The organism is Borrelia persica No12 (assembly GCF_000500045.1).
GTDB classification, from domain to species: Bacteria; Spirochaetota; Spirochaetia; order Borreliales; family Borreliaceae; genus Borrelia; species Borrelia persica.
In genome coordinates, this window is sequence record NZ_AYOT01000223.1 from 218,736 (window position 1) to 237,742 (window position 19,007).

At 28.7% G+C, this 19,007-nt stretch carries 16 protein-coding genes, 1 tRNA gene and 1 pseudogene; 8 read left to right on the forward strand and 10 right to left on the reverse strand.

Annotation, left to right across the window (positions count from 1 at the left end; all coding sequences use genetic code 11):
* Positions 1-66 precede the first annotated feature (66 nt).
* On the forward strand, positions 67-1,341 hold the full coding sequence (gene serS / locus U881_RS0108680) for a serine--tRNA ligase (protein WP_024654038.1): 1,275 nt from the start codon (positions 67-69) through the stop codon (positions 1,339-1,341).
* A gap of 2 nt (positions 1,342-1,343) precedes the next feature.
* Here the strand turns inward: serS and dusA are convergent, their stop codons facing one another.
* The gene (gene dusA / locus U881_RS0108685) at positions 1,344-2,351 is read right to left on the reverse strand and encodes a tRNA dihydrouridine(20/20a) synthase DusA (protein WP_024654039.1); all 1,008 of its coding nucleotides are present in this window, start codon (positions 2,349-2,351) and stop codon (positions 1,344-1,346) included.
* A gap of 74 nt (positions 2,352-2,425) precedes the next feature.
* Here dusA and U881_RS0108690 point away from each other — a divergent pair, with 74 nt between their 5' ends.
* From U881_RS0108690 to U881_RS0108710, 5 genes are read left to right on the forward strand one after another with little or no spacing between them, the layout of a single operon-like run.
* Complete coding sequence (locus U881_RS0108690) at positions 2,426-3,127, forward strand: SIMPL domain-containing protein (protein WP_024654040.1); 702 nt, start codon at positions 2,426-2,428, stop codon at positions 3,125-3,127.
* Between the two features lie 20 nt (positions 3,128-3,147).
* Positions 3,148-3,849 carry a 6-phosphogluconolactonase gene (locus tag U881_RS0108695; protein WP_024654041.1) on the forward strand — a complete coding sequence of 234 codons (702 nt, stop codon included), beginning with the start codon at positions 3,148-3,150 and terminating at the stop codon, positions 3,847-3,849.
* Positions 3,836-5,065, forward strand: a complete 1,230-nt coding sequence (locus U881_RS0108700) for a flagellar motor switch protein FliG (RefSeq protein WP_024654042.1) — start codon at positions 3,836-3,838, stop codon at positions 5,063-5,065. Before U881_RS0108695 ends, U881_RS0108700 begins: the two co-directional genes overlap by 14 nt.
* Complete coding sequence (locus tag U881_RS0108705; RefSeq protein ID WP_024654043.1) at positions 5,065-6,846, forward strand: alanine--tRNA ligase; 1,782 nt, start codon at positions 5,065-5,067, stop codon at positions 6,844-6,846. The genes U881_RS0108700 and U881_RS0108705 overlap by 1 nt, the downstream gene beginning before the upstream one ends.
* A 23-nt stretch (positions 6,847-6,869) precedes the next feature.
* Complete coding sequence (locus U881_RS0108710) at positions 6,870-7,691, forward strand: ZIP family metal transporter (RefSeq protein WP_024654044.1); 822 nt, start codon at positions 6,870-6,872, stop codon at positions 7,689-7,691.
* Position 7,692: 1 nt separating this feature from the next.
* On the opposite strand, the gene pstB is transcribed toward U881_RS0108710, so the two are convergent.
* From pstB to U881_RS0108730, 4 genes are all read right to left on the reverse strand, one after another.
* Positions 7,693-8,457 (reverse strand): phosphate ABC transporter ATP-binding protein PstB, encoded by a 765-nt coding sequence (pstB, locus tag U881_RS0108715; RefSeq protein WP_024654045.1) that lies wholly within the window; start codon positions 8,455-8,457, stop codon positions 7,693-7,695.
* A 4-nt stretch (positions 8,458-8,461) separates the two neighbouring features.
* Positions 8,462-10,000 carry a phosphate ABC transporter permease PstA gene (pstA, locus tag U881_RS0108720; RefSeq protein WP_024654046.1) on the reverse strand — a complete coding sequence of 513 codons (1,539 nt, stop codon included), beginning with the start codon at positions 9,998-10,000 and terminating at the stop codon, positions 8,462-8,464.
* Entirely contained in the window at positions 9,997-10,905 is a 909-nt protein-coding gene (gene pstC / locus U881_RS0108725) for a phosphate ABC transporter permease subunit PstC (RefSeq protein WP_024654047.1), read from the reverse strand. Before pstC ends, pstA begins: the two co-directional genes overlap by 4 nt.
* 83 nt (positions 10,906-10,988) lie before the next feature.
* Complete coding sequence (locus tag U881_RS0108730) at positions 10,989-11,837, reverse strand: substrate-binding domain-containing protein (RefSeq protein ID WP_200861720.1); 849 nt, start codon at positions 11,835-11,837, stop codon at positions 10,989-10,991.
* Between the two features lie 119 nt (positions 11,838-11,956).
* Between U881_RS0108730 and efp the strand changes: the two genes are divergently transcribed.
* Positions 11,957-12,535, forward strand: coding sequence for an elongation factor P (efp, locus tag U881_RS0108735; protein ID WP_024654049.1), 579 nt, complete (start codon positions 11,957-11,959; stop codon positions 12,533-12,535).
* Positions 12,513-13,172 carry a hypothetical protein gene (locus tag U881_RS0108740; RefSeq protein ID WP_024654050.1) on the forward strand — a complete coding sequence of 220 codons (660 nt, stop codon included), beginning with the start codon at positions 12,513-12,515 and terminating at the stop codon, positions 13,170-13,172. Before efp ends, U881_RS0108740 begins: the two co-directional genes overlap by 23 nt.
* A 16-nt stretch (positions 13,173-13,188) precedes the next feature.
* Here the strand turns inward: U881_RS0108740 and U881_RS0108745 are convergent.
* The 5 genes and pseudogenes from U881_RS0108745 to U881_RS12935 form a co-directional block, all read right to left on the reverse strand.
* A tRNA-Ile gene (locus U881_RS0108745) sits at positions 13,189-13,262 on the reverse strand.
* 69 nt (positions 13,263-13,331) lie between these two features.
* Positions 13,332-14,372: a hypothetical protein gene (locus tag U881_RS0108750; RefSeq protein WP_024654051.1), complete on the reverse strand. Its 1,041-nt coding sequence runs from the start codon at positions 14,370-14,372 to the stop codon at positions 13,332-13,334.
* A gap of 20 nt (positions 14,373-14,392) precedes the next feature.
* Positions 14,393-16,228, reverse strand: a complete 1,836-nt coding sequence (gene mutL / locus U881_RS0108755; protein ID WP_024654052.1) for a DNA mismatch repair endonuclease MutL — start codon at positions 16,226-16,228, stop codon at positions 14,393-14,395.
* Positions 16,225-18,576, reverse strand: a complete 2,352-nt coding sequence (locus U881_RS0108760; RefSeq protein WP_024654053.1) for a tetratricopeptide repeat protein — start codon at positions 18,574-18,576, stop codon at positions 16,225-16,227. Before U881_RS0108760 ends, mutL begins: the two co-directional genes overlap by 4 nt.
* Positions 18,569-19,007 (reverse strand): annotated as a pseudogene (locus U881_RS12935) (tetratricopeptide repeat protein); the annotation flags it as partial. The gene U881_RS0108760 and the pseudogene U881_RS12935, both read right to left, overlap by 8 nt.

Genomic DNA, 19,007 nt, shown 5'->3' on the forward strand with positions numbered 1-19,007 from the left:
ATTAATATGATTTGTTTTTTATTTGTTTTAGTTATTTGTAATTAAATTTATGTTGGGAGTTCTGTGATGCTTGACTTAAAGTTTATAAGGGATAATTTAGAACTTGTTATGGAAAATATTAAAAATAGGGGATTGAAATTAAAACTTGATTTGTTGATTTCTTTTGATGATGAGCGCAGGAAACTTACTACAAAGATAAGTGAATTGAATGCTGCTAAGAATGAAAATGCTAATGCTATGAGAGACAATATGGATGATTCTGGTAAGCATCATTTAATAGAGAAGGGTAAAGTTTTAAAATCTGAAATTTCAGATTTAGAAGAAAAATTGGTTCATGTGACATCAAGACTTTTAATGGAACATAAACGAATTCCAAATATTTCTGCCCCTGATGTTCCTATTGGTGTTAGTGAGGAGGATAATGTTGTATTAAAAGTTTCGGGGAATATTCCAAAATTTGATTTTAAGCCAAAAGATCATTTAGAGATTGGTATGCATTTGGATCTTTTTGATTTTGAAAAAGCACGTGAAGTTAGTGGTAATAAGTTTTATTATCTTAAAAATGAGGCTGTTCTTTTGGAACTTGCATTGATTAATTTTGCTTTTAGTAAACTTAAATCAAAGGGGTTTGATTTGTTCATTACACCTGATGTTGCACGAGAATTTATAGTCGATGGGATTGGGTTTAATCCACGTGGTGTTGAGAGTAATATTTATAAAATTGAAGATACGGATAAATATCTTATTGGCACGTCTGAGATTACTCTTGGTGGGTATTATTATGATACTATATTAGACCTCAAATCTCCGCTCAAAATGGCAGGGCTTTCACATTGTTTTCGTAGAGAGGCTGGTGCAGCTGGGCAATTTTCTAAGGGACTCTATAGGGTTCATCAGTTTAGTAAGGTCGAAATGTTTTGTCTTTGTAAGAGTGAAGATTCCGATCGTATTCACGATGAATTTTTGGCATTAGAAGAAGAAATTTTTACAGAACTTGAAATTCCATATAGAGTTTTAAACGTTTGTTCTTGTGAGCTTGGTGCTTCAGCTTATAAGAAGTATGATATTGAAGCTTGGATGCCAGGTAGGGGCGAGAATGGCGATTATGGAGAGGTGACTTCAACTTCAAATTGTACAGATTATCAGTCAAGGCGACTTAAAATTAGATATAAAGATGATGGTAAGAGTAAATTTGTACATATGATAAATGGAACTGCAATAGCCTCAACTAGAACCATTATTGCTATACTTGAAAATTTTCAAGATGAAAGAGGAGGTGTGCGTATACCTAAAAATCTGGTTAAGTATACGGGTTTTGATTATATATCTCCTAAGGATTAGTCCTAAAAATTAGAGTTTAGGGTGTCTTCTCTTAGGTGTTCAATTGCACTTAATAATATTTCATGTTTTTTAAGATTTGGGGGAAAAGGTGCAGTTAAAGCTTGTCTAAATTTGCAGGCATTCTTTTGAGAATATGCTATTCTCATCATGTGTTTTAGTATAATGTTACTTGCGGAGTGTTCGTTGTATTCTTTGACATATTCTACCATATTAAGCAATATTTCTTTTCTTGTTGGTATTTCTTTTTTTTCTCCTAAAAATTCTCTTGCGATTTTTGCAGCAAAATAAGGATTTTGTGCTGCGGCTCTTCCAATCATTACAGAATCTACATGAGATAAGTGTGTTTTTATATGTTCACTATTGGTAATTCCGCCGTTTATTTCTATAAATATGTTTTTGTATTCTTTTTTGAGTTGATACACAAAATCGTGTTTTAGTTTTGGAATATTATGATTGTCTTCAGGAGAGTATCCATTTAATATGGCTATTCGTGCATGAACAATAAAATTTTTGATTTCGTATTCTATGATTTTGTCTACAAAGTGTTTCAGTTCTGTGTAGGTTTCTTCGTGATATTCTTTTTTATTTTGTCTTATGCCTATTCTATGTTTGATTGAAATGGGCTTTTTTGTGTTTTTTTTCATTGCTTTTAAGATTTTGCCTACTTGAGTTGGGTTTTGCATTAGACAAGCCCCATAATTTACTTTTTGAATACGGGATGATGGGCATCCAACATTGAGATTATATTCGTCAAAATTAAATTTGTTTTCAAGAATTTCTATTGCTTTTGCAGCGTCATTTTCACAGTTTGTTGCTATTTGAATTGCTATTGGAGAGTCATTGGTATTTTGTTTTACAATTGTATTTAGATTTCCCATGATAATTGATTTTGCAGAAATCATTGGAGTGTATAGAGTGATTTTTTTTGATAATAGTCTTATTATGTACCTAAAGTGTTCATCTGTAATTGCTACCATTGGTGCTATTGCTATTTTTCTATTTATTAACATTTCATAATATGTTAAAATAAATCATTCAGTTTGACAATGTTGTTTTTATGAAATTAAGGGAGGGGGTAAGATTTGTGTTTGTAGAAAGATTTTTGATTGTATTATCGTCTATACTATTTTTGGTAGCGGCATTTGTTATATCTAGTGGCATTAAGAGTATTGGAATAAAAAATGCAAATTATATTACTGTTAAGGGAGCAAGTGAGAGAGAAGTTTCTGCAACTTCTTTAAGTTGGCGTTTAAGTTATGAATTATTTGGTAATACTTTAGAAGAGCTCAATAAGTTACATAATGAGTATTTTGGACAAATAAAGGATTTTTTTATGGGTTATGGATTTTCTGAAGATGAGATAAAGGTGAGTAGTGTGAGTTTGAATGCTAGCAATTATCGTGATGTTCATTACAAGTATTCTAAATACATATCCTTACTCGTTTTTACGAAAGATGTTGATAAAATAGCTAAGATGGAGCAAATAAGTAAGGATATTGTTCAATTTGAAAATAAAGGAATACCTTTGAATCATCATAGTGGTCCAGTATATAATTTTGATGATATAGATAATGTTAGTCCTGATATGTTGGCAGATTCTGTTCAAAATGCTTTTGAGTTAGCATTAGGATCTGCACGTCGTTTTGGTGTTGCTTTAGGAAAACTGAAAACAGTAAATCAAGAAAAAGTTGAATTGTTGCCAATTGATAGAAGTGAAAATGTGCATTCTTCTTATCAAAAGAAGATATTAAGGGTAGTTACTACAGTTGCTTATTATTTAGATTGAGTTTGTTCAAAGGCATATTGATGGAATTTTTGTATTCTAATAGGGAGAATGATTTAAGGAGTAAGTTCTTTGATTTTTTTTTGAATAATATTAATCAAGATAGTTTTACTAGTATTGGAATTTGTGGTGGTCGTAGTATTATTTCTTTTCTTAATGTTTTTGATGAACAAAATTATTCTCTTAAGGAGTCTCATTTTTTTTTAGTAGATGAGCGTTGTGTTGATTTAAATAACGACTATAGTAATTTTAAACTTATAAATGAAAATTTTTTTTCTAAAATGGTTGAAAAAAATTTAATCTGTGGTTTAAATTTACATCCTTTTATTTACAATGAACTTGATGAGAGATCTTCTATTGATAATTATAATGTTGAATTTAATTCTAGATTCACAAGATTGGATTTAAGTATTTTGTCTGTTGGTGAAGATGGGCATATTGCCTCTATTTTTCCTTTAAGGAAACTTTTATTTTCTGAAATGGAGGGATATCAATATGAGTATGATTCGCCAAAGTTGCCAAATATGAGAATTAGCTTAACCCCTAAATCTTTATTTGCTTCTAAGGCAGTTGTATTGCTCTTTATTGGTCATGAAAAGGGAGATGCTTTAAAAAATTTTTTGAGTTCTGATGTTTCTTTTAGAGAGTGTCCGGCTAAAATTTTTAGGGACCATTCACATTTATTAGTTCTTACAAATATTGAGGGGGTCTATGCAGGATCCTAGGCTCTCCAGATATCAAAGTGTAAAGGATTTGGGAACAAAAACCTTTCAAAATATCAAAAAGAATGAACGCGTTGCAAATGAAAAATTATATGATGATTTAGATGATGTTGCGATACAAGGTTCAATGCTTCAATCTTGGATTAATCTGATTAAAAAAAGAAAAAAAGATAGTAATTTAAATTTATCTAAGAAAGGACTTGAAAAACCAGGGTTCATTCGTAGGGAGAGTAAAATATCTAAAATAGCAAAGTATTTTTTAGCTATTGGTCTTGAAAAGTCGGCAGAAATTATGGCTGAACTTGATGATGCTGATGTAATTGCTATTACTAGGGAAATTACAAAGATTAAATATATTACTCCTGATGATAAGAAACGGGTTATTGAAGAGTTTGAAGAGTTGGTTAGAGGTGAGAAAAAATATTTAAAAGTTGATGATAAGTTTGCTTATGAATTATTAAATAAATCTTTAAGTAAAACACAGGCAAAAGAGATTTATAAAAAAGTTACAGGTGTTGATCCTTTTTTGCCTTTTGATTATTTATCTGGCATTGAAAATGAACAACTTTGGGCTTTGATTAGAAATGAAAATGTGCAAACACTTTTGATAATATATGTTTATTTGACTAGAGAGCAAAAAAAATATGTTTTTTCTATGTTGGAAATGGATATGAAGAAACAGTTTATCAAAGCCCTTGCTAAGCCAAGGCAGTTGAATGTGGATATAATTGAGATTATTTCTAATAGATTGAAGGATAGATTAAAAATTCAAGGTAAGCTTATGACTGAAAAACTTGATGGCTCTAAGATACTTGTTGATATTTTAAGTTATATGGATTTTGAGGATGAAAAAAATCTTTTGAGTAATATTGATATGAAGGTTTTAGATCCTGTTAAAGATATTGAGATTAAAGAAAAAATATTTGATATTAATGTAATACTTAGAATTACAGATAATGATATGCATAATATTTTAAGAGAGTTTAAAGATAATGATATTGCAATGATTATTCAAGATAAAAGTGATGAGATTAGAAATAAAATTCTTTGTAATATCTCAAGAAGACGTAAAGAACTTGTCTTGGAAGAAGAATCTTTTTTAAAGTCGGTAAGAAAAAAAGATGTAAAGGCAATGACTATGTCTTTTGTTAGTTATATTAAGGAGTTGACTGTAAAAGGTGAGTTGACAATATATAGAAAAAATGAGGAGTTTGTTTAGTGAAACTTGATGAGCTACGTGCAAAGTATATAGACTTTTTTAAAAGTAAGGGACATTGTGAGATTGCAGGTAAATCTTTGATTCCTGATAATGATTCTACAGTTCTTTTTAATACTGCTGGCATGCAACCTCTTGTACCTTATTTACTTGGAGAGATTCATCCATCTGGGGACATGTTAGTTGATGTGCAAAAATGTTTAAGAACGGGAGATATTGATGAGGTTGGAGATTTGAGTCATTTAACTTTTTTTGAGATGCTTGGAAATTGGTCTCTTGGTGCTTATTTTAAAGAGCTTTCTGTAGAATATAGCTTTGAATTTTTGACTTCACCTCATTATTTGAATATTTCAAAAGATAGACTTTATGTTAGTGTATTTGAAGGTGATGAGGATATTCCTAGAGATACAAAAACAGCTGATATTTGGGAAGGACTTGGAATTCCTAGAGATAGAATATTTTATCTCTCAAGAGAGCATAATTTTTGGGGTCCTGTTGGGAATGTAGGACCTTGTGGTCCAGATACCGAAATATTTGTAGATACGGGAATAGATAAATGTTCTAATACGTGTGATATTACGTGTTCTTGTGGCAAATATTTTGAGATTTGGAATAATGTTTTTATGCAATATAAAAAGGATAATAATGGCCATTATGAAGAACTCCAGCGGAAATGTGTGGATACGGGTATGGGTATTGAAAGAACAATTACTTTTTTACAAGGAAAATCTTCAGTTTATGATACTGATGCATTTAGACCTATAATTAGTAAAATAGAAGAAATTTCTGGTAAAGTTTATGGAAATAATTTAGAAGATGATAGGGCCATTAGAATCATTGCTGATCATATTAAAGCCAGTTGTTTTATTTTAGCTGATAATTTTTCAGTTCTGCCATCTAATATGGGGCAAGGTTATGTTTTAAGAAGGCTTATTAGAAGAGCTATTAGATATGCAAAAAAACTTGGTATGGAATCTCATTGTTTGGCAGATCTTGTTGATTCTGTTGAAGAGATTTATAAATCTTTTTATAAAGAAATAACAGAAAAAAAAGATTTTATTAAGAGGGAATTGAATATAGAAGAAGAAAAATTTTTTAAAACTTTACGTCATGGAGAACAAGAATTTGTCAAGCTGATTCAGCAATTGTCATCAAAATTAATACCGGGTGATATTTCTTTTAAACTTTATGATACTTATGGTTTTCCTTATGAAATAACAGAAGAACTTGCAATTGAGCATGGGTTTAGTATGGATAAGGCAGGTTTTGACGAACATTTTAAAAAACATCAAGAGGTTTCTAGACAGGGAAGTGATAAGATCTTTAAAGGAGGGCTTGCAGATTGTACATATGAGACTACTAAATTACATACGGCTACTCATTTGCTTCATAAGGCTCTTCAATTGGTTTTAGGCAATCATGTAAGACAAAAGGGTAGTAATATTACTTCTGAGAGATTAAGATTTGATTTTAGTCATCCTTGTAAAATGACAGATGATGAGATAAGAAAGGTTGAAGATATGGTTAATTTACAGATACAAAATAAATTATCTGTAAAGAAATCTATCATTAGTTTGGACGATGCCTTGGCTAAAGGGGCTATGGCTTTATTTGGTGAAAAATATGAAGATATTGTGAGTGTGTATGAAATAGATGGTTTTTCAATTGAAGTTTGTGGTGGTCCTCATGTTAATAATACTAGTGAGCTTGGTACTTTTAAGATACAAAAAGAACAAGCTTCATCTTCAGGCATAAGAAGAATAAGGGCAATTTTGATGAGATAATACAAATTTATGGAGGTTACTTTATGTTTAAACATTTGTGCGATTATTTATTAACTCTACATCCTATTTTTTTAGGATTTTTAGGGTCTTCTTTTACTTGGTTTACTACGGCTTTTGGTGCAGCTGCCGTTTTTTGTTTTAGACGAGTGAATAATAAAATAATGGATGCCATGCTTGGATTTTCGGCAGGAATTATGATTGCTGCTAGTTTTTTTTCACTTATTAAACCAGCAATTGAGATGGCAGAAGAACTTGGTTATGTTACTTGGATACCCGCAGTTTGTGGTTTCCTTTTAGGAGCATTTTTTATATATATTGTAGATGTATTTGTACCAGATCTTGATAAATTGACATTTATTGATGAAGATTTAACAAGGCATGGTAAGAAGGATTTTTTGCTTTTTACGGCTGTGACTTTGCACAATTTTCCTGAAGGACTTGCTGTTGGTGTTGCTTTTGGTGCTATAGCATCTTCTCCTGATCTTCATACTTTGGTTGGAGCTATGATTCTCACATTGGGAATTGGTATTCAAAATATACCAGAAGGTGCAGCTATTTCTTTGCCTTTAAGAAGAGGTAATGTTCCTTTATGGAAGTGTTTTAATTATGGTCAAATGTCAGGATTGGTAGAAATTGTTGGCGGACTTTTGGGATCTTATGCTGTTTATACTTTTACTAGGATTTTACCCTTTGCTTTATCTTTTTCTGCTGGTGCAATGATTTATGTTTCAATTGAGCAATTGATACCTGAAGCTAAGAGGAAAGATATTGATAATAAGATTCCAACTATATTTGGAGTTATTGGTTTTTCTTTGATGATGTTTCTTGATGTTTCTTTGGGTTGATTTATCCAAATTTACCAGTGATATATTCTTCTGTTTTGATATTCTTAGGATTGAAGAATAACTCGTCTGTATTGCTTTCTTCCTCAATGTATCCGTTTAAGAAGAAAGCAGTTCTGTCGGATATTCGACCAGCTTGTTGCATATTATGAGTTACTATTATGATAGTATAACTTTCTTTTAAATTTATTATTAGCTCTTCAATTTTACCTGTTGATATTGGATCAAGGGCAGAAGTGGGTTCATCCATTAATATTACATTTGGTTCTATTGCAAGAGTTCTTGCAATGCAAAGTCTTTGTTGTTGGCCTCCTGAAAGGCTTAATGCATTTCTATTAAGTTTGTCTTTTACTTCATTCCATAGTGCAGATTTAATTAATGATTTTTCAACTATCTCGTCGAGTTTTTTTTTATCTTTAATTCCATGGATTTTAGGTCCATAACTTATGTTATCATAAACTGACATTAAGAATGGATTGGGAGTTTGAAAGACCATTCCTATTTTTCTTCTAAGTTCTAAAACATCAAAGTTATTTGAGTAAATACTTTTACCCTCATACATAACTTTTCCTTCTATTTTAACCCCTTCAACAAGATCATTCATTCTGTTAAGTGTTCTGAGAAAAGTTGATTTGCCACAACCTGATGGACCTATTAATGCAGTGATGCTATTCCTTAATATTGATATATTGATATTATTTAATGCTTTAAAATCTGTATAAAATAAATTTAAGTTTTCTGTTTGAATAATTGCTTTATCTTGGCTCATTTGCTTAAATCCTATATAGTTTGTTAATTAGAAATTTTGATATTAAATTTATTAATAGTATCATTATTATCAGTATTGATGCTGTTGCAAATCCTTTATCTAAATATCCTTCTTGAAATAGTAATAATAAGTGTACGGTTAAACTTCTTGACGGTTCATTTAATGCGCTTGCAAGTCCCAAGTTTGTCCCCATTGTGAATAGGAGTACGGCAGTCTCGCCAAGAGCACGTCCTATTGCAAGCACTATTCCTGTTAATATTCCTGGATTTGCAGCAGGTAGTAAGATTTTAATTATAGTTTCTGTTTTATTGGCCCCAAGTGCAACTGATGCATATTTATATGATTTTGGAATTGATTTTAATGATTCTTCGGTTGTTTTGACAATCATTGGCAATATCATTAAAGAGCTTGTGATTGCTCCTGAGAGTATTCCCATGCCAAAGATTGGAACAAAAAAGATAAGTCCAAAGAGTCCAAAGATGATTGCAGGAATGGATGACAAGATATCAACACTCATAGATACTGTTTTATATACTACTTTGTTTGAAGTATATTCTGCAAGCATTATTCCTGTACTAATTCCTATTGAAATTGAGATTATTGCTGTTAATAGTATGACATAAAATGTATTTAAGATTAAATAAGAAATACCGCCATATTTTCCAGAATTTCTTGGTGTAGATAATATAAAATTGAAGTTTAAGGGCATGCTTCTTTTTGTATCATATAATTTTAAAAAAGGTGCATCGTGTTTATAAAAGTAATGCCAAGGTACAATTGCAATTGTTCCTTCGTGTTTTTCTATTTCTTTTATTGCATTTTGATCATAATCCGAGTATTTTATGATGTTTAATTTGATATCTTTAGATATTAAGTCATTCCAATTTGCTTTTCCTACAATTAATTTTTTAATTTGCTTAAGGCTTATTATGTCAATAATTTCATTTTCACTCTTTTGTAATGTTTTTTTGCCCACTAATATTGACATGGATCTTATCTTTAATGATTGAATTTTTGGGTATTTTTTAAAATCTAATTTTTCAAGCTCATCTTGTGTTAGGTATCCAATAGCACCTTCTGTTTGGTTTATGGTGCTTATCATATCTTCACTTGATTCTACAGGTTTTATATATCTATTATTGAACTTATTGTCTTTGGTAAAAGTTTGCAGTATTGCTTTATTTGAAAGAGTTGGTTGTAAGCTTACAATTGGTACTATATCAAGATTTTGATCTGATATGCTACCCCAATGTGAGATCTTGTTATTATATATGTTATAAATATCTTGAGTAGTAATTTCTTTAGTTTTTATACTTTTATTAATAATAAATACAATTTTGACTATATTGTTATTTAATTTAAATGATAAGAAATGTTTTGTTTCGTCTAAGAATAATGATTCTTTTTTACTTGTAAAGAATAACGAATTGTATACTATATAAGCTATTATAAATACCAGTAATGTTATTAAAAAATAAGCAATAAATTTAATTATGCAAAATGCAATTTGATTAAACAATTTATTTATTTGAATTTTGTTCACTTGATTTTTAGCCTTTTAGATGAAGATAGGATCAGATGTTTGATTGAATTTGTTATTATGACTAATAATAACAATACCAATGCTGTTGAAAATAAAGCTTCTTTGTGAGTTCCAGATGCATATCCCATGTCTATTGCTATGTTTACTGTTAATGTTCTAATTGGTGAAAATATGTTTCTTATAAATAGAGGTGAGCCACCACCAACCATTAAAACAGCTATTGTTTCGCCAATAGCTCTTCCAATTGCTAGTATCACTCCTGCTAGAATACCTGTACTAGCTGAAGGAATCATTACTTTATATATTGTTTGCCAATCTGTTGCAGCTAGTGCAAGAGATGCTAGTTTGTATGATTTTGGAACAGCTTTAAGCGATGTATATGAAACGCTGATTATTGTTGGAAGTATCATTATGCTTAAAACTATTACTGAATTTATTAAGTTATATCCTAAGTTATCTTCTCTTATAAAAGTCTTTTTTATAAGAGAAGATATAAATGTGCTTCCAAAAAATCCATATACTACACTTGGAATTCCTGCTAAGAGTTCTATTATTGTTTGTAGTGTTTTCTGATACATGCCTTTGGTTTTTTCAGACAAGTAAATTGCAAATCCAAGACCAATTGGTAGTGCAATTGTAACAGAAAATAATGTTGTTAAGGCTGAATTGATAATGAATGATAAAATGCCATACGATTTTTGTATTTTACTCGTAGGATCCCAGTTTGTGCTGAATAAGAAATTTAAAATATTAATTTTATTATTCAGGAAAGGTGTTATTCCATTTTTAATAATAAATAAGATTAATAATAATATGACCAGAGTACTAATTGTTGCAGATGCAAAAATAAAGCAGTTAAAAGCCAATCTAACAATATTTCTTTTAGTTTTTAGATTTAATTGCATTCCTTAAAAGAGTTCCCCTATAGAAATTGAACCTTGATTAAGTTTATATTTAATTTCAATACTTAGTCAAACTTTTCATAATGTTAATTATTTTCAGTTGCATGAACCTTTATAAATCCTTGTTCTTCAATAATATCTTGTCCATTTGGGTTTAACATAAAATTGATGAAATCAAGTGTATTTTGATCTTCAGAAATATTGTTTGTTATTGCTATTATCTTTCTTTTGATATCGTATTTATCCTTTGTTATTGTTTCTTTTGTAGGATATATGCTGTTTATTGATAGCGTATGAACACCTTTTTCTGTTGCACCCCTTGAGTATCCAAAACTGATGTAACCAATTGAGTGAGGTGTAAGACTTATTTTTTCAATCATTTCTCCGTTTGATTTTACTATAATGCTATCCTGTCTAAATTGAGCTTCTTCAAAATTTTTTAGTACTTTCTCAAGAACTAGCTCTTTAATGGATGAATAAGAGCCTGATGATGAGTCTCTGTTTATAAAGTTAATTTTAGCGTCAGGACCACCAACTTGTTTCCAATTGCGAATATTGCCATTTAAAATTTTTACTAAATTTTCTTCTGTAATATTCGTGATTTTAACATCAGGGCTTGTGATAAATACTAAAGCATCATAAGCAATAATTGTGATTTTTGCTCCCTGAGCTATTTCTTCTTCAGTTGCATTTCTTGAAGAAATTGCCATTTTATAAATACCATCAAATAATCCCTTAATGCCTATGCTACTGCCTTGAGCATCGTAAGTGACTTTAATTTGATCGTTGATTTTTTGGTATTTTAAGATCATTTCGTCCATAATAGAGGTTGTTGAGGTAGATCCACCAATTGCAATTACATTTTCTTTGCTTTTGGTACAATTGCTCAATAACAAAGTTAGTGAAATAACAAAGAGTATTTTGATAATCCGCATTAAATTAACTCCTTTTATAACTATATATAATATCATTAATCGTAGATAAGTCAATGAATAGTAAATATTTTGATTTTTTGATATAAGTTATTATACACATTAGAAATTTGAGGTATTAGATGAGTGAAATTAAATCGGGAGATATTGAGAAAGGTTCTTTTTTGATTTTTAAAGGTATGCCACATGTTGTTCTTGAGCGAGAATTTTCAAAAATGGGTAGGAGTGGCTCCATTGTAAGATTGAAACTTAAAAATCTTAAAAATAAATTTGTTATTAAGGAAACTTTAAAGGGATCAGATACAGTTGAAGAAATTGAAGTATTGGAGGTTAGTTCGCAATATCTTTATAGAGAGAATGAAAATCTTATTTTTATGGATTTAGAGACCTATGATCAATTTAGTGTAAATTTAAAAGATGTTGTCAATATCGAAGATAAGGTTTTGTTTTTACAAGAAGCTGAGGTTTATTCTCTTATTAAGTGGGATGATGAAGTTATTGATTTAAAATTGCCATCAAAGGTTGCATTTGAGGTTGTAGATGCTGAAGTAGCTGTTAAAGGGGATACTGTTACTAATGCTATGAAGAATGTTACTCTGCATACGGGTTTAGTAGTCAAGGCGCCTCTTTTTATTAATATTGGAGATAAAATTTTAGTTAATTCTGAAACCAAAGAATATGCTGAGAGAGTTAAAGGCTAATATATTATTATTTTTATTTGTTTTAATTATTTTTTGTTCTTGTGAAATAAGCTATCCTGAGATAAGGGAAGTTGATTATGTGATTAATTATTATTTTAACAAGGATAAATTTGGTTATTTTATGACTTTTGATTTTGCTGTTAAGGTTTTAAATGCTGGTACTCTAAACAAGTTTGTTATTGAAAATATGGATAGCAAAGAATTTATTGAAGTGGTTAAAGATAAATATTCGTCTTCTTTTGTTAATTCTGTTCTTGGACAAGATGTTCTTTATTGTAAAGACTTGAGGTTTAATTTTGCTGATAAAACTTTTGATAGTTTTGTAGCACAAGTTCATCTTATTGATTTTGGAATGAGGGTATATAGTAAAGATATTATTATAGGTTTAAATTTATCAGAAGAAGATTTGAGATCCGTTTATGATTGTGTATATAAATCAAAAGATATGGATAAGTTAAATGAAATTAGTAGTAATAATTTGTACTTAATTACAACTCCTAAGGATGAAATTAATTTGTTGTATTCAATTGTTAAGATCAATGATTTGACGGATATGCAGCTGGATGATAATTATGATACTTATATAGGACTTTATTATATGGGTAAGTATTCTAATCTATTTTTTAAACTAAATTAATTTTGGCAAATTAATTTGGGCCTACCAGGACTTGAACCTGGGACCGCCCGATTATGAGTCGGGTGCTCTAACCAACTGAGCTATAGGCCCCATAAGCCAAAATACGCTTTATGTCTATTAAGGCTTAGAAATAATACCATAGATCATTATATTGATTTTTTATTGATTGTCAAGTTCATCAATTTCTTTTTGTATGGTTTCTATTTTTAAATTTAATTCGTTTAATTTTGTCTCAATTGATTCTTTATTTTTTATAAGTTGTTGCATGTTTGTTTTTATTTTTATAATTTCACTTTTTTTTATTTCTTTGATGAGTTCTGAATTCAATCTTAATATTTGTTTATTTAGATCTTTTATTATTTCTAAATGTGAATTGATTGCTCCATTTTTATTTAATCCTTTTTCTGTTTTTGACATTTCAACAAATTCTTCAGCAATCTTTTTCAAAATAGATTCTTTCTTTAATTGAACAATATTGATAGTCTGTTTTATTTTATTTTTATTATGTATATTATTTGTTTTGTTTGCAAGTTTAATTTCATCGTTTATTTTTGAAATTTCTGTTTGCATTTCATTTATTAATTTGTATTCTTCAATAATTTCTGTGCTCAAGTCTTTGTTTTCTATAAATTCATTAACAATGTTTTCTAAATTTTCTGATTCCAAATATTTTTTTAATATTTTTTTTTCAAATTCTTTTGCCATTTTTTGTATATTTGTTTTATTTATTATTTCTTTGATAATTAGTTTGATATTCATGACAAGTTTTTTGAAAAAATTAACCTTTTCTTTGTAATTGATTATTTCTGTTGTTTTATATTTATGTTTTGCAAGGATTGATTTGGTAAAATGCAGTTTATATTCTAGAATTGTTGAGAGATTGTTTGGATATTTATTTATTATTATTGCAATACTTTTTTTAAGTTTGAGTTTGTGTTCTTTTAAGATATGTCTTTCTCTTTCTTTATACTCTTTATTCTTTTTGTATAATGCGTTTAATTTGTTTTCATTTTCTTCTGCTTTGTTTAGGTTTGCTTTGAGTTGAGATATTTCCTTGTCAATTAACTTTAAAGATATATAGGATTCTAATTTTTTAAGTTCTATTATATTGCTATTTTTAAGTTCTTTTCCAAGTTCAATTAATTTTTGATCTCTTTGTATATTTAATTTTTGAATTTTAGATTTAAGATTTTTTGTCATAAATAACTTCTATGTTTATTTTATTGTCTGTTGACACTTTTTTCAAGCTCTGATTTAGTGATTTTATGGTAAATTTTTCTTCCGTGTGGGCAATGTTTTAATTTAAGATTGAAGAATTCGTTTATTAAGAATTGACTAAATTCTAGACTGATCGTGTCGTTACGTTTTATGGCTTGCCTGCAGGCAAGAGTTGCATATAATTCAGCTTCCAGAGAATCAATTATTTTACTTTTTCTTGTTTTTAAGAATTGAATGATAGTGTTTTCATATTTGTTGCAAATATTGGGAATAGATTCAAGTCTGTAAGTTTGCTCTTTTGTTTTTGTAACTATAATGTCTATTTTTTTATATTCTTCTAATTCACTTGTTAATATTTTATCTTTGTCTTCATGTTCTACTTGAAATTCAATTGGTATTAAAAGTTTTTGTATAGTTTTTTCTGAGTTTATTAGGGTTTGATATATGATTTTTTCGTGAAGTGCATGTTGATCTATAAAGTAAAGTTCATTATCCTTTTCTACTATTAAAAATTCTGAAAATAGTTGTCCCATGTATTTAAATTCATGTTTTTTTATTGATTTTTGAAAATTATTTGGTATTGTAGAAGTTTTTAGAAAAATATTTTGAATATGATGTTTAAATGATGGCTTATCTTTTTGTAGTGTTTGTTTTGCAAATTGTATCTTATCTTCTATTATATTTGTTATTTTATTGTTTTGAGGTTTGTCTAGAATTAGTGCTTCATTTTGTGTAATTTTATATGCTTTAAAATTAGAATTTGTTAAATCATTTTCAGAATGTAGTAAATGAGCATCATTTGTCAATTGTCTTTTGATTATTACATTATTGTAATCTTGTAAAATTTCTTGTTGTTCTCTATCAAAAAATTCATTGATATTGTTTGAGATTTGTTTGGGAAGGAATGGCAAATTAAAAAATCTTACTTCTTTTTTTTGAGGGTGTATATTAAAATCAACATGTTGAGTGTCTACTTCTAGGAATAGATAACATATAGGAAAATTTTTGCAAGTGAGTATTTTGCTGTGTCCATTGATTATTGCTTCAGACAAGGTTTTCTCTTCAACAGGTCTTCTGTTAACAAATATTTTTATGTTGCGTCTATCCTTTTTTGAAAAAGTGGGAGGAGCAAAAAATATTTTCATTTTTACATGTTCATATTCTGCTTCTATTTTTCCAAATTTGTTGTTTTCGATTATTTCTCCATATACACTTTGTACTCTATCTGTTAAACTTTCTTTAAAATAAACTTTTTTAAGTTCATTGTTTATACTTAATTTAAAATCAATACCAGGATGAGTTACGGCTTTCTCTTCAAAAACTTTTAAACACATTTTTGTTTCTATAGAGTCCTTTTTTAAAAACCTTTTTCTTGCTGGAAAATTGTAAAATAGATTTGTAACATCTACCATTGTGCCATTTATTGCAGATTGTTTTTTTAGATATTTTTCAATACCATTTTCAATTTCAATCTGATAACTATCTTCTCCTGTGGTGGAGCTTGTTATTATGAGATTTGAACAAATGGCTATGCTTGACAAAGCTTCTCCTCGAAATCCTAATGTTTGGATTCTTTCAAGGTCTTGTTCTTCACTGATTTTTGAGGTGGTATGAGGTAAATAACATATTTTTAAGTCTTCTTTACTGATTCCACTACCATTATCTGTTATTAATATTCTTTTAATTCCACCTTCTTCAATAAAAATTTCTATTTTATCTGCTCCAGAGTCTATTGCATTATCAAGTAGTTCTCTTAAAATAGAACAGGGTCTGTCTATAGCTTCTCCTGCTGCTATTTTTTGCACTAGAATTTTATCTAGAAATTTTATTTTATTCATTTACCTATTATTTCTATTATTGTTTGATTTTGTTTATAATTAGGAAATTTTTTGATAACTTCTTTAAGTGTATTGTCATTTCCATTTTCAGTATATTCTATTATTCCCAGTGCATGTAGGGCTTCTGGATTATTTGGACTTATTTTTATATATTCTTTTAGTTTTTCCATGGCTCTTTTGTTGTCTTTCATATCAAAAAAGGTAGTTCCCAGATTGTATTTTGCCTCAATGTCTGATTGAGCTTCTGCTTTTTGAAAAACTTCTATTGCTTTTTTATAGTTTCCTTGATTTTTGTAAAGTATGCCAAGATTATTTAATGCTATTGCATGGTTTTTTTTACTAATTTTTTCAAGAATTGAAATTGCTTTTGATGTATTTTTTAATTTTTCGTATGCTTTTGCTAAATTGATATGAGCTGTAATATTATCAGGATTTCTTTGAATTACAGTATTGTAGAGAGGTATTGCTGCATGATAATTTTCTTTGCTTAAATAAATGGATGCTTTTAAATATAAATATTCAGTTTGTGTGGGCTTTATTTTAAGAGCTTTATTTATATTTGTTAGCGATTCATTTAGATTGTTATTTTTAAAATTTGCTATTGATAAATTATAAAACATAACATCATTTTTTGTATTTATTGAAGTGTTTGCTTGTTTGAGATATTTTTCACTGTTTTTAAAATCTTCAAGATGGTTTGCTATAATACCTGCTTTTAAAGCATAATGAGGATTTTTGGTAATCTCATAAGCTTTTTTGAAACTTGTGAAAGCATTTTGTTTATCATCACTTTGTTCTTCTGCGATTCCTTTTTTATAATAGGCATTATCATAATTTTGATCTATTGCAATTGCCTTTTTAAATTCTTCAATTGCTTGTTGTTGCTTATTTAATAATATTAGACTTGTGCCTTTATTTGTGTATGCTTTTTTGTGTTTTGGGTTTATGGATATTGCTGTGTCAAAAGCTTTGATTGATTCTTCGTATTTTTTAAGTTTAAATTTTATTATTCCAAGTTTGTAGTAGTCCTCTTCATTGTTTGTGATATTTGCGATTTTTTCGTAATTTGTTTCTGCTTCTTGAAAATTTTCTTGTTTTTCATTTGTTGATGCTCTCTTTTTAAGAGACTCTAAATTTTGTGAATTTTGCATAGATTGATTTTTTTGTATTTTAGGGTTTTCTTCTGTTTGTATTTTGGTATCTGTTGCTTGATCTTTTTTTGGTAAAATGTCTTCTTGAGGAAGTTTTTGTTTTAAAAGCTCCTTGTGAAGAGGAGCTTGTCTTTTACTCATTGAGTTTGGTTCGACATCTTGTTTGATTAATTTAATTAAAAGATCAGCTGCTTCTTGATTGTTTTGTTTATCAATTAAGTCGTTAACTTTACTAAATTTTTCACTTAAGCCTTTTTTGATAAGTTCATTAAGTCTTTCTTTTGCAAGTGGAGGATTTCCAGTATTAATATTGTCTAATATTTCATAAAGTGTTTTTCTGATGATGTAATCATAAGGTCTCTCTATTTTATTAATAATTTCGTTTTTGGGAGTATCTTTTACGTTTATATTTTCTGTTTGAGTTTTTGGTTTACTAATAGTAGGGATTTCATTTATTTTTGTATTTTGTTTTGTACTATTTTCTTTAAGATTATCCAGTATTATTTTATCTTTATTTTGTTGCTCTGTTTTTATGATTTTTTTTGGAGTTGTGTTTGGTTGAATTATATTGGTTTGATTTAATTCTTTGTTTAAGTTTTCTTTTAGTTTTTGTAAATTAAATAGATTTTTTTTATTTGCAGTAGAGTTATTATCATTCGTATTCGGTTTTTGTTGTTGTTCTGTTTTCTTTTTATTGTTATTTAAATTTTGAGGTATTGTGTTTTTGTTGAATTCTAGGATGTTTTCATTTGCAATACCATTATCATTTTTTCTATCAGCATAATTTTCTATTTTTGTAGTATCTTTGATATATTTGTTGTTAAAAGCAGTTTCGGAGTTTTCATTATCAATTGGTATTGGTTGTTCTTTTCCTTGGATTTTATCTAGTATTTGATTAGCAGTGTCTCTTTGTAAATTTTTTGATTCAAAAGGGCTATCATTTGCAAGTTCTGAGAGAGTATTTTCAAGCATTGCAATATCTGTGTTTTGTGGATATTTGTCTTTGAGAATTTTTGTTATTGAATGTGCTTTTTTATAATTTCTATCCATAATGCTGTTTTTGACTTCATTTAACATTATCTCTTGGTTGTTTTTATTTCTTCGTTCTTTATATATATAATAACCAAGACCCCCAAATGAAGTGATGAGTAATAGTATTAAGATTATTAGTATGGGTAAGTTTTTTCTTTTATTCATCTATATTTAACTCCTCTTGCCAATTAATTTCGTCTAATTCAATTACAGAATTTGTTTGTAAATTATCAGCAAATTTTTCTTTAAGTATTGTTTTTTTGTTCTGTTGTTCTTTCTTATTATTCTGTTGTTGTGCAGCGTTTGTTAGATTTTGAGGATGTTGTTTATTTTGAGGTTGCTGATTAGATTGAGGATATTGTTTATTTTGTGATTGTTGGACAGGTTTTTGTTCTTTCTTATTATTCTGTTGTTGTGCAGCGTTTGTTAGATTTTGAGGATGTTGTTTATGTTGAGGTTGCTGATTAGATTGAGGATATTGTTTATTTTGTGATTGTTGGACAGGTTTTTGTGCTTGCTCATTTTTCTGTTGTTGTGCAGCGTTTGTTAGATTTTGAGGATGTTGTTTATTTTGAGGTTGCTGATTAGATTGAGGA

What these genes read in the sequence shown, in the direction of transcription:
- serS (WP_024654038.1), top strand. Translation starts at nt 67, where the DNA reads ATGCTTGACTTAAAGTTTATAAGGGATAATTTAGAACTTGTTATGGAA.
- dusA (WP_024654039.1), bottom strand. Translation starts at nt 2,351, where the DNA reads ATGTTAATAAATAGAAAAATAGCAATAGCACCAATGGTAGCAATTACA.
- U881_RS0108695 (WP_024654041.1), top strand. Translation starts at nt 3,148, where the DNA reads ATGGAATTTTTGTATTCTAATAGGGAGAATGATTTAAGGAGTAAGTTC.
- U881_RS0108700 (WP_024654042.1), top strand. Translation starts at nt 3,836, where the DNA reads ATGCAGGATCCTAGGCTCTCCAGATATCAAAGTGTAAAGGATTTGGGA.
- U881_RS0108710 (WP_024654044.1), top strand. Translation starts at nt 6,870, where the DNA reads ATGTTTAAACATTTGTGCGATTATTTATTAACTCTACATCCTATTTTT.
- pstB (WP_024654045.1), bottom strand. Translation starts at nt 8,457, where the DNA reads ATGAGCCAAGATAAAGCAATTATTCAAACAGAAAACTTAAATTTATTT.
- pstC (WP_024654047.1), bottom strand. Translation starts at nt 10,905, where the DNA reads ATGCAATTAAATCTAAAAACTAAAAGAAATATTGTTAGATTGGCTTTT.
- U881_RS0108730 (WP_200861720.1), bottom strand. Translation starts at nt 11,837, where the DNA reads ATGCGGATTATCAAAATACTCTTTGTTATTTCACTAACTTTGTTATTG.
- efp (WP_024654049.1), top strand. Translation starts at nt 11,957, where the DNA reads ATGAGTGAAATTAAATCGGGAGATATTGAGAAAGGTTCTTTTTTGATT.
- U881_RS0108740 (WP_024654050.1), top strand. Translation starts at nt 12,513, where the DNA reads ATGCTGAGAGAGTTAAAGGCTAATATATTATTATTTTTATTTGTTTTA.
- U881_RS0108750 (WP_024654051.1), bottom strand. Translation starts at nt 14,372, where the DNA reads ATGACAAAAAATCTTAAATCTAAAATTCAAAAATTAAATATACAAAGA.
- mutL (WP_024654052.1), bottom strand. Translation starts at nt 16,228, where the DNA reads ATGAATAAAATAAAATTTCTAGATAAAATTCTAGTGCAAAAAATAGCA.
- U881_RS0108760 (WP_024654053.1), bottom strand. Translation starts at nt 18,576, where the DNA reads ATGAATAAAAGAAAAAACTTACCCATACTAATAATCTTAATACTATTA.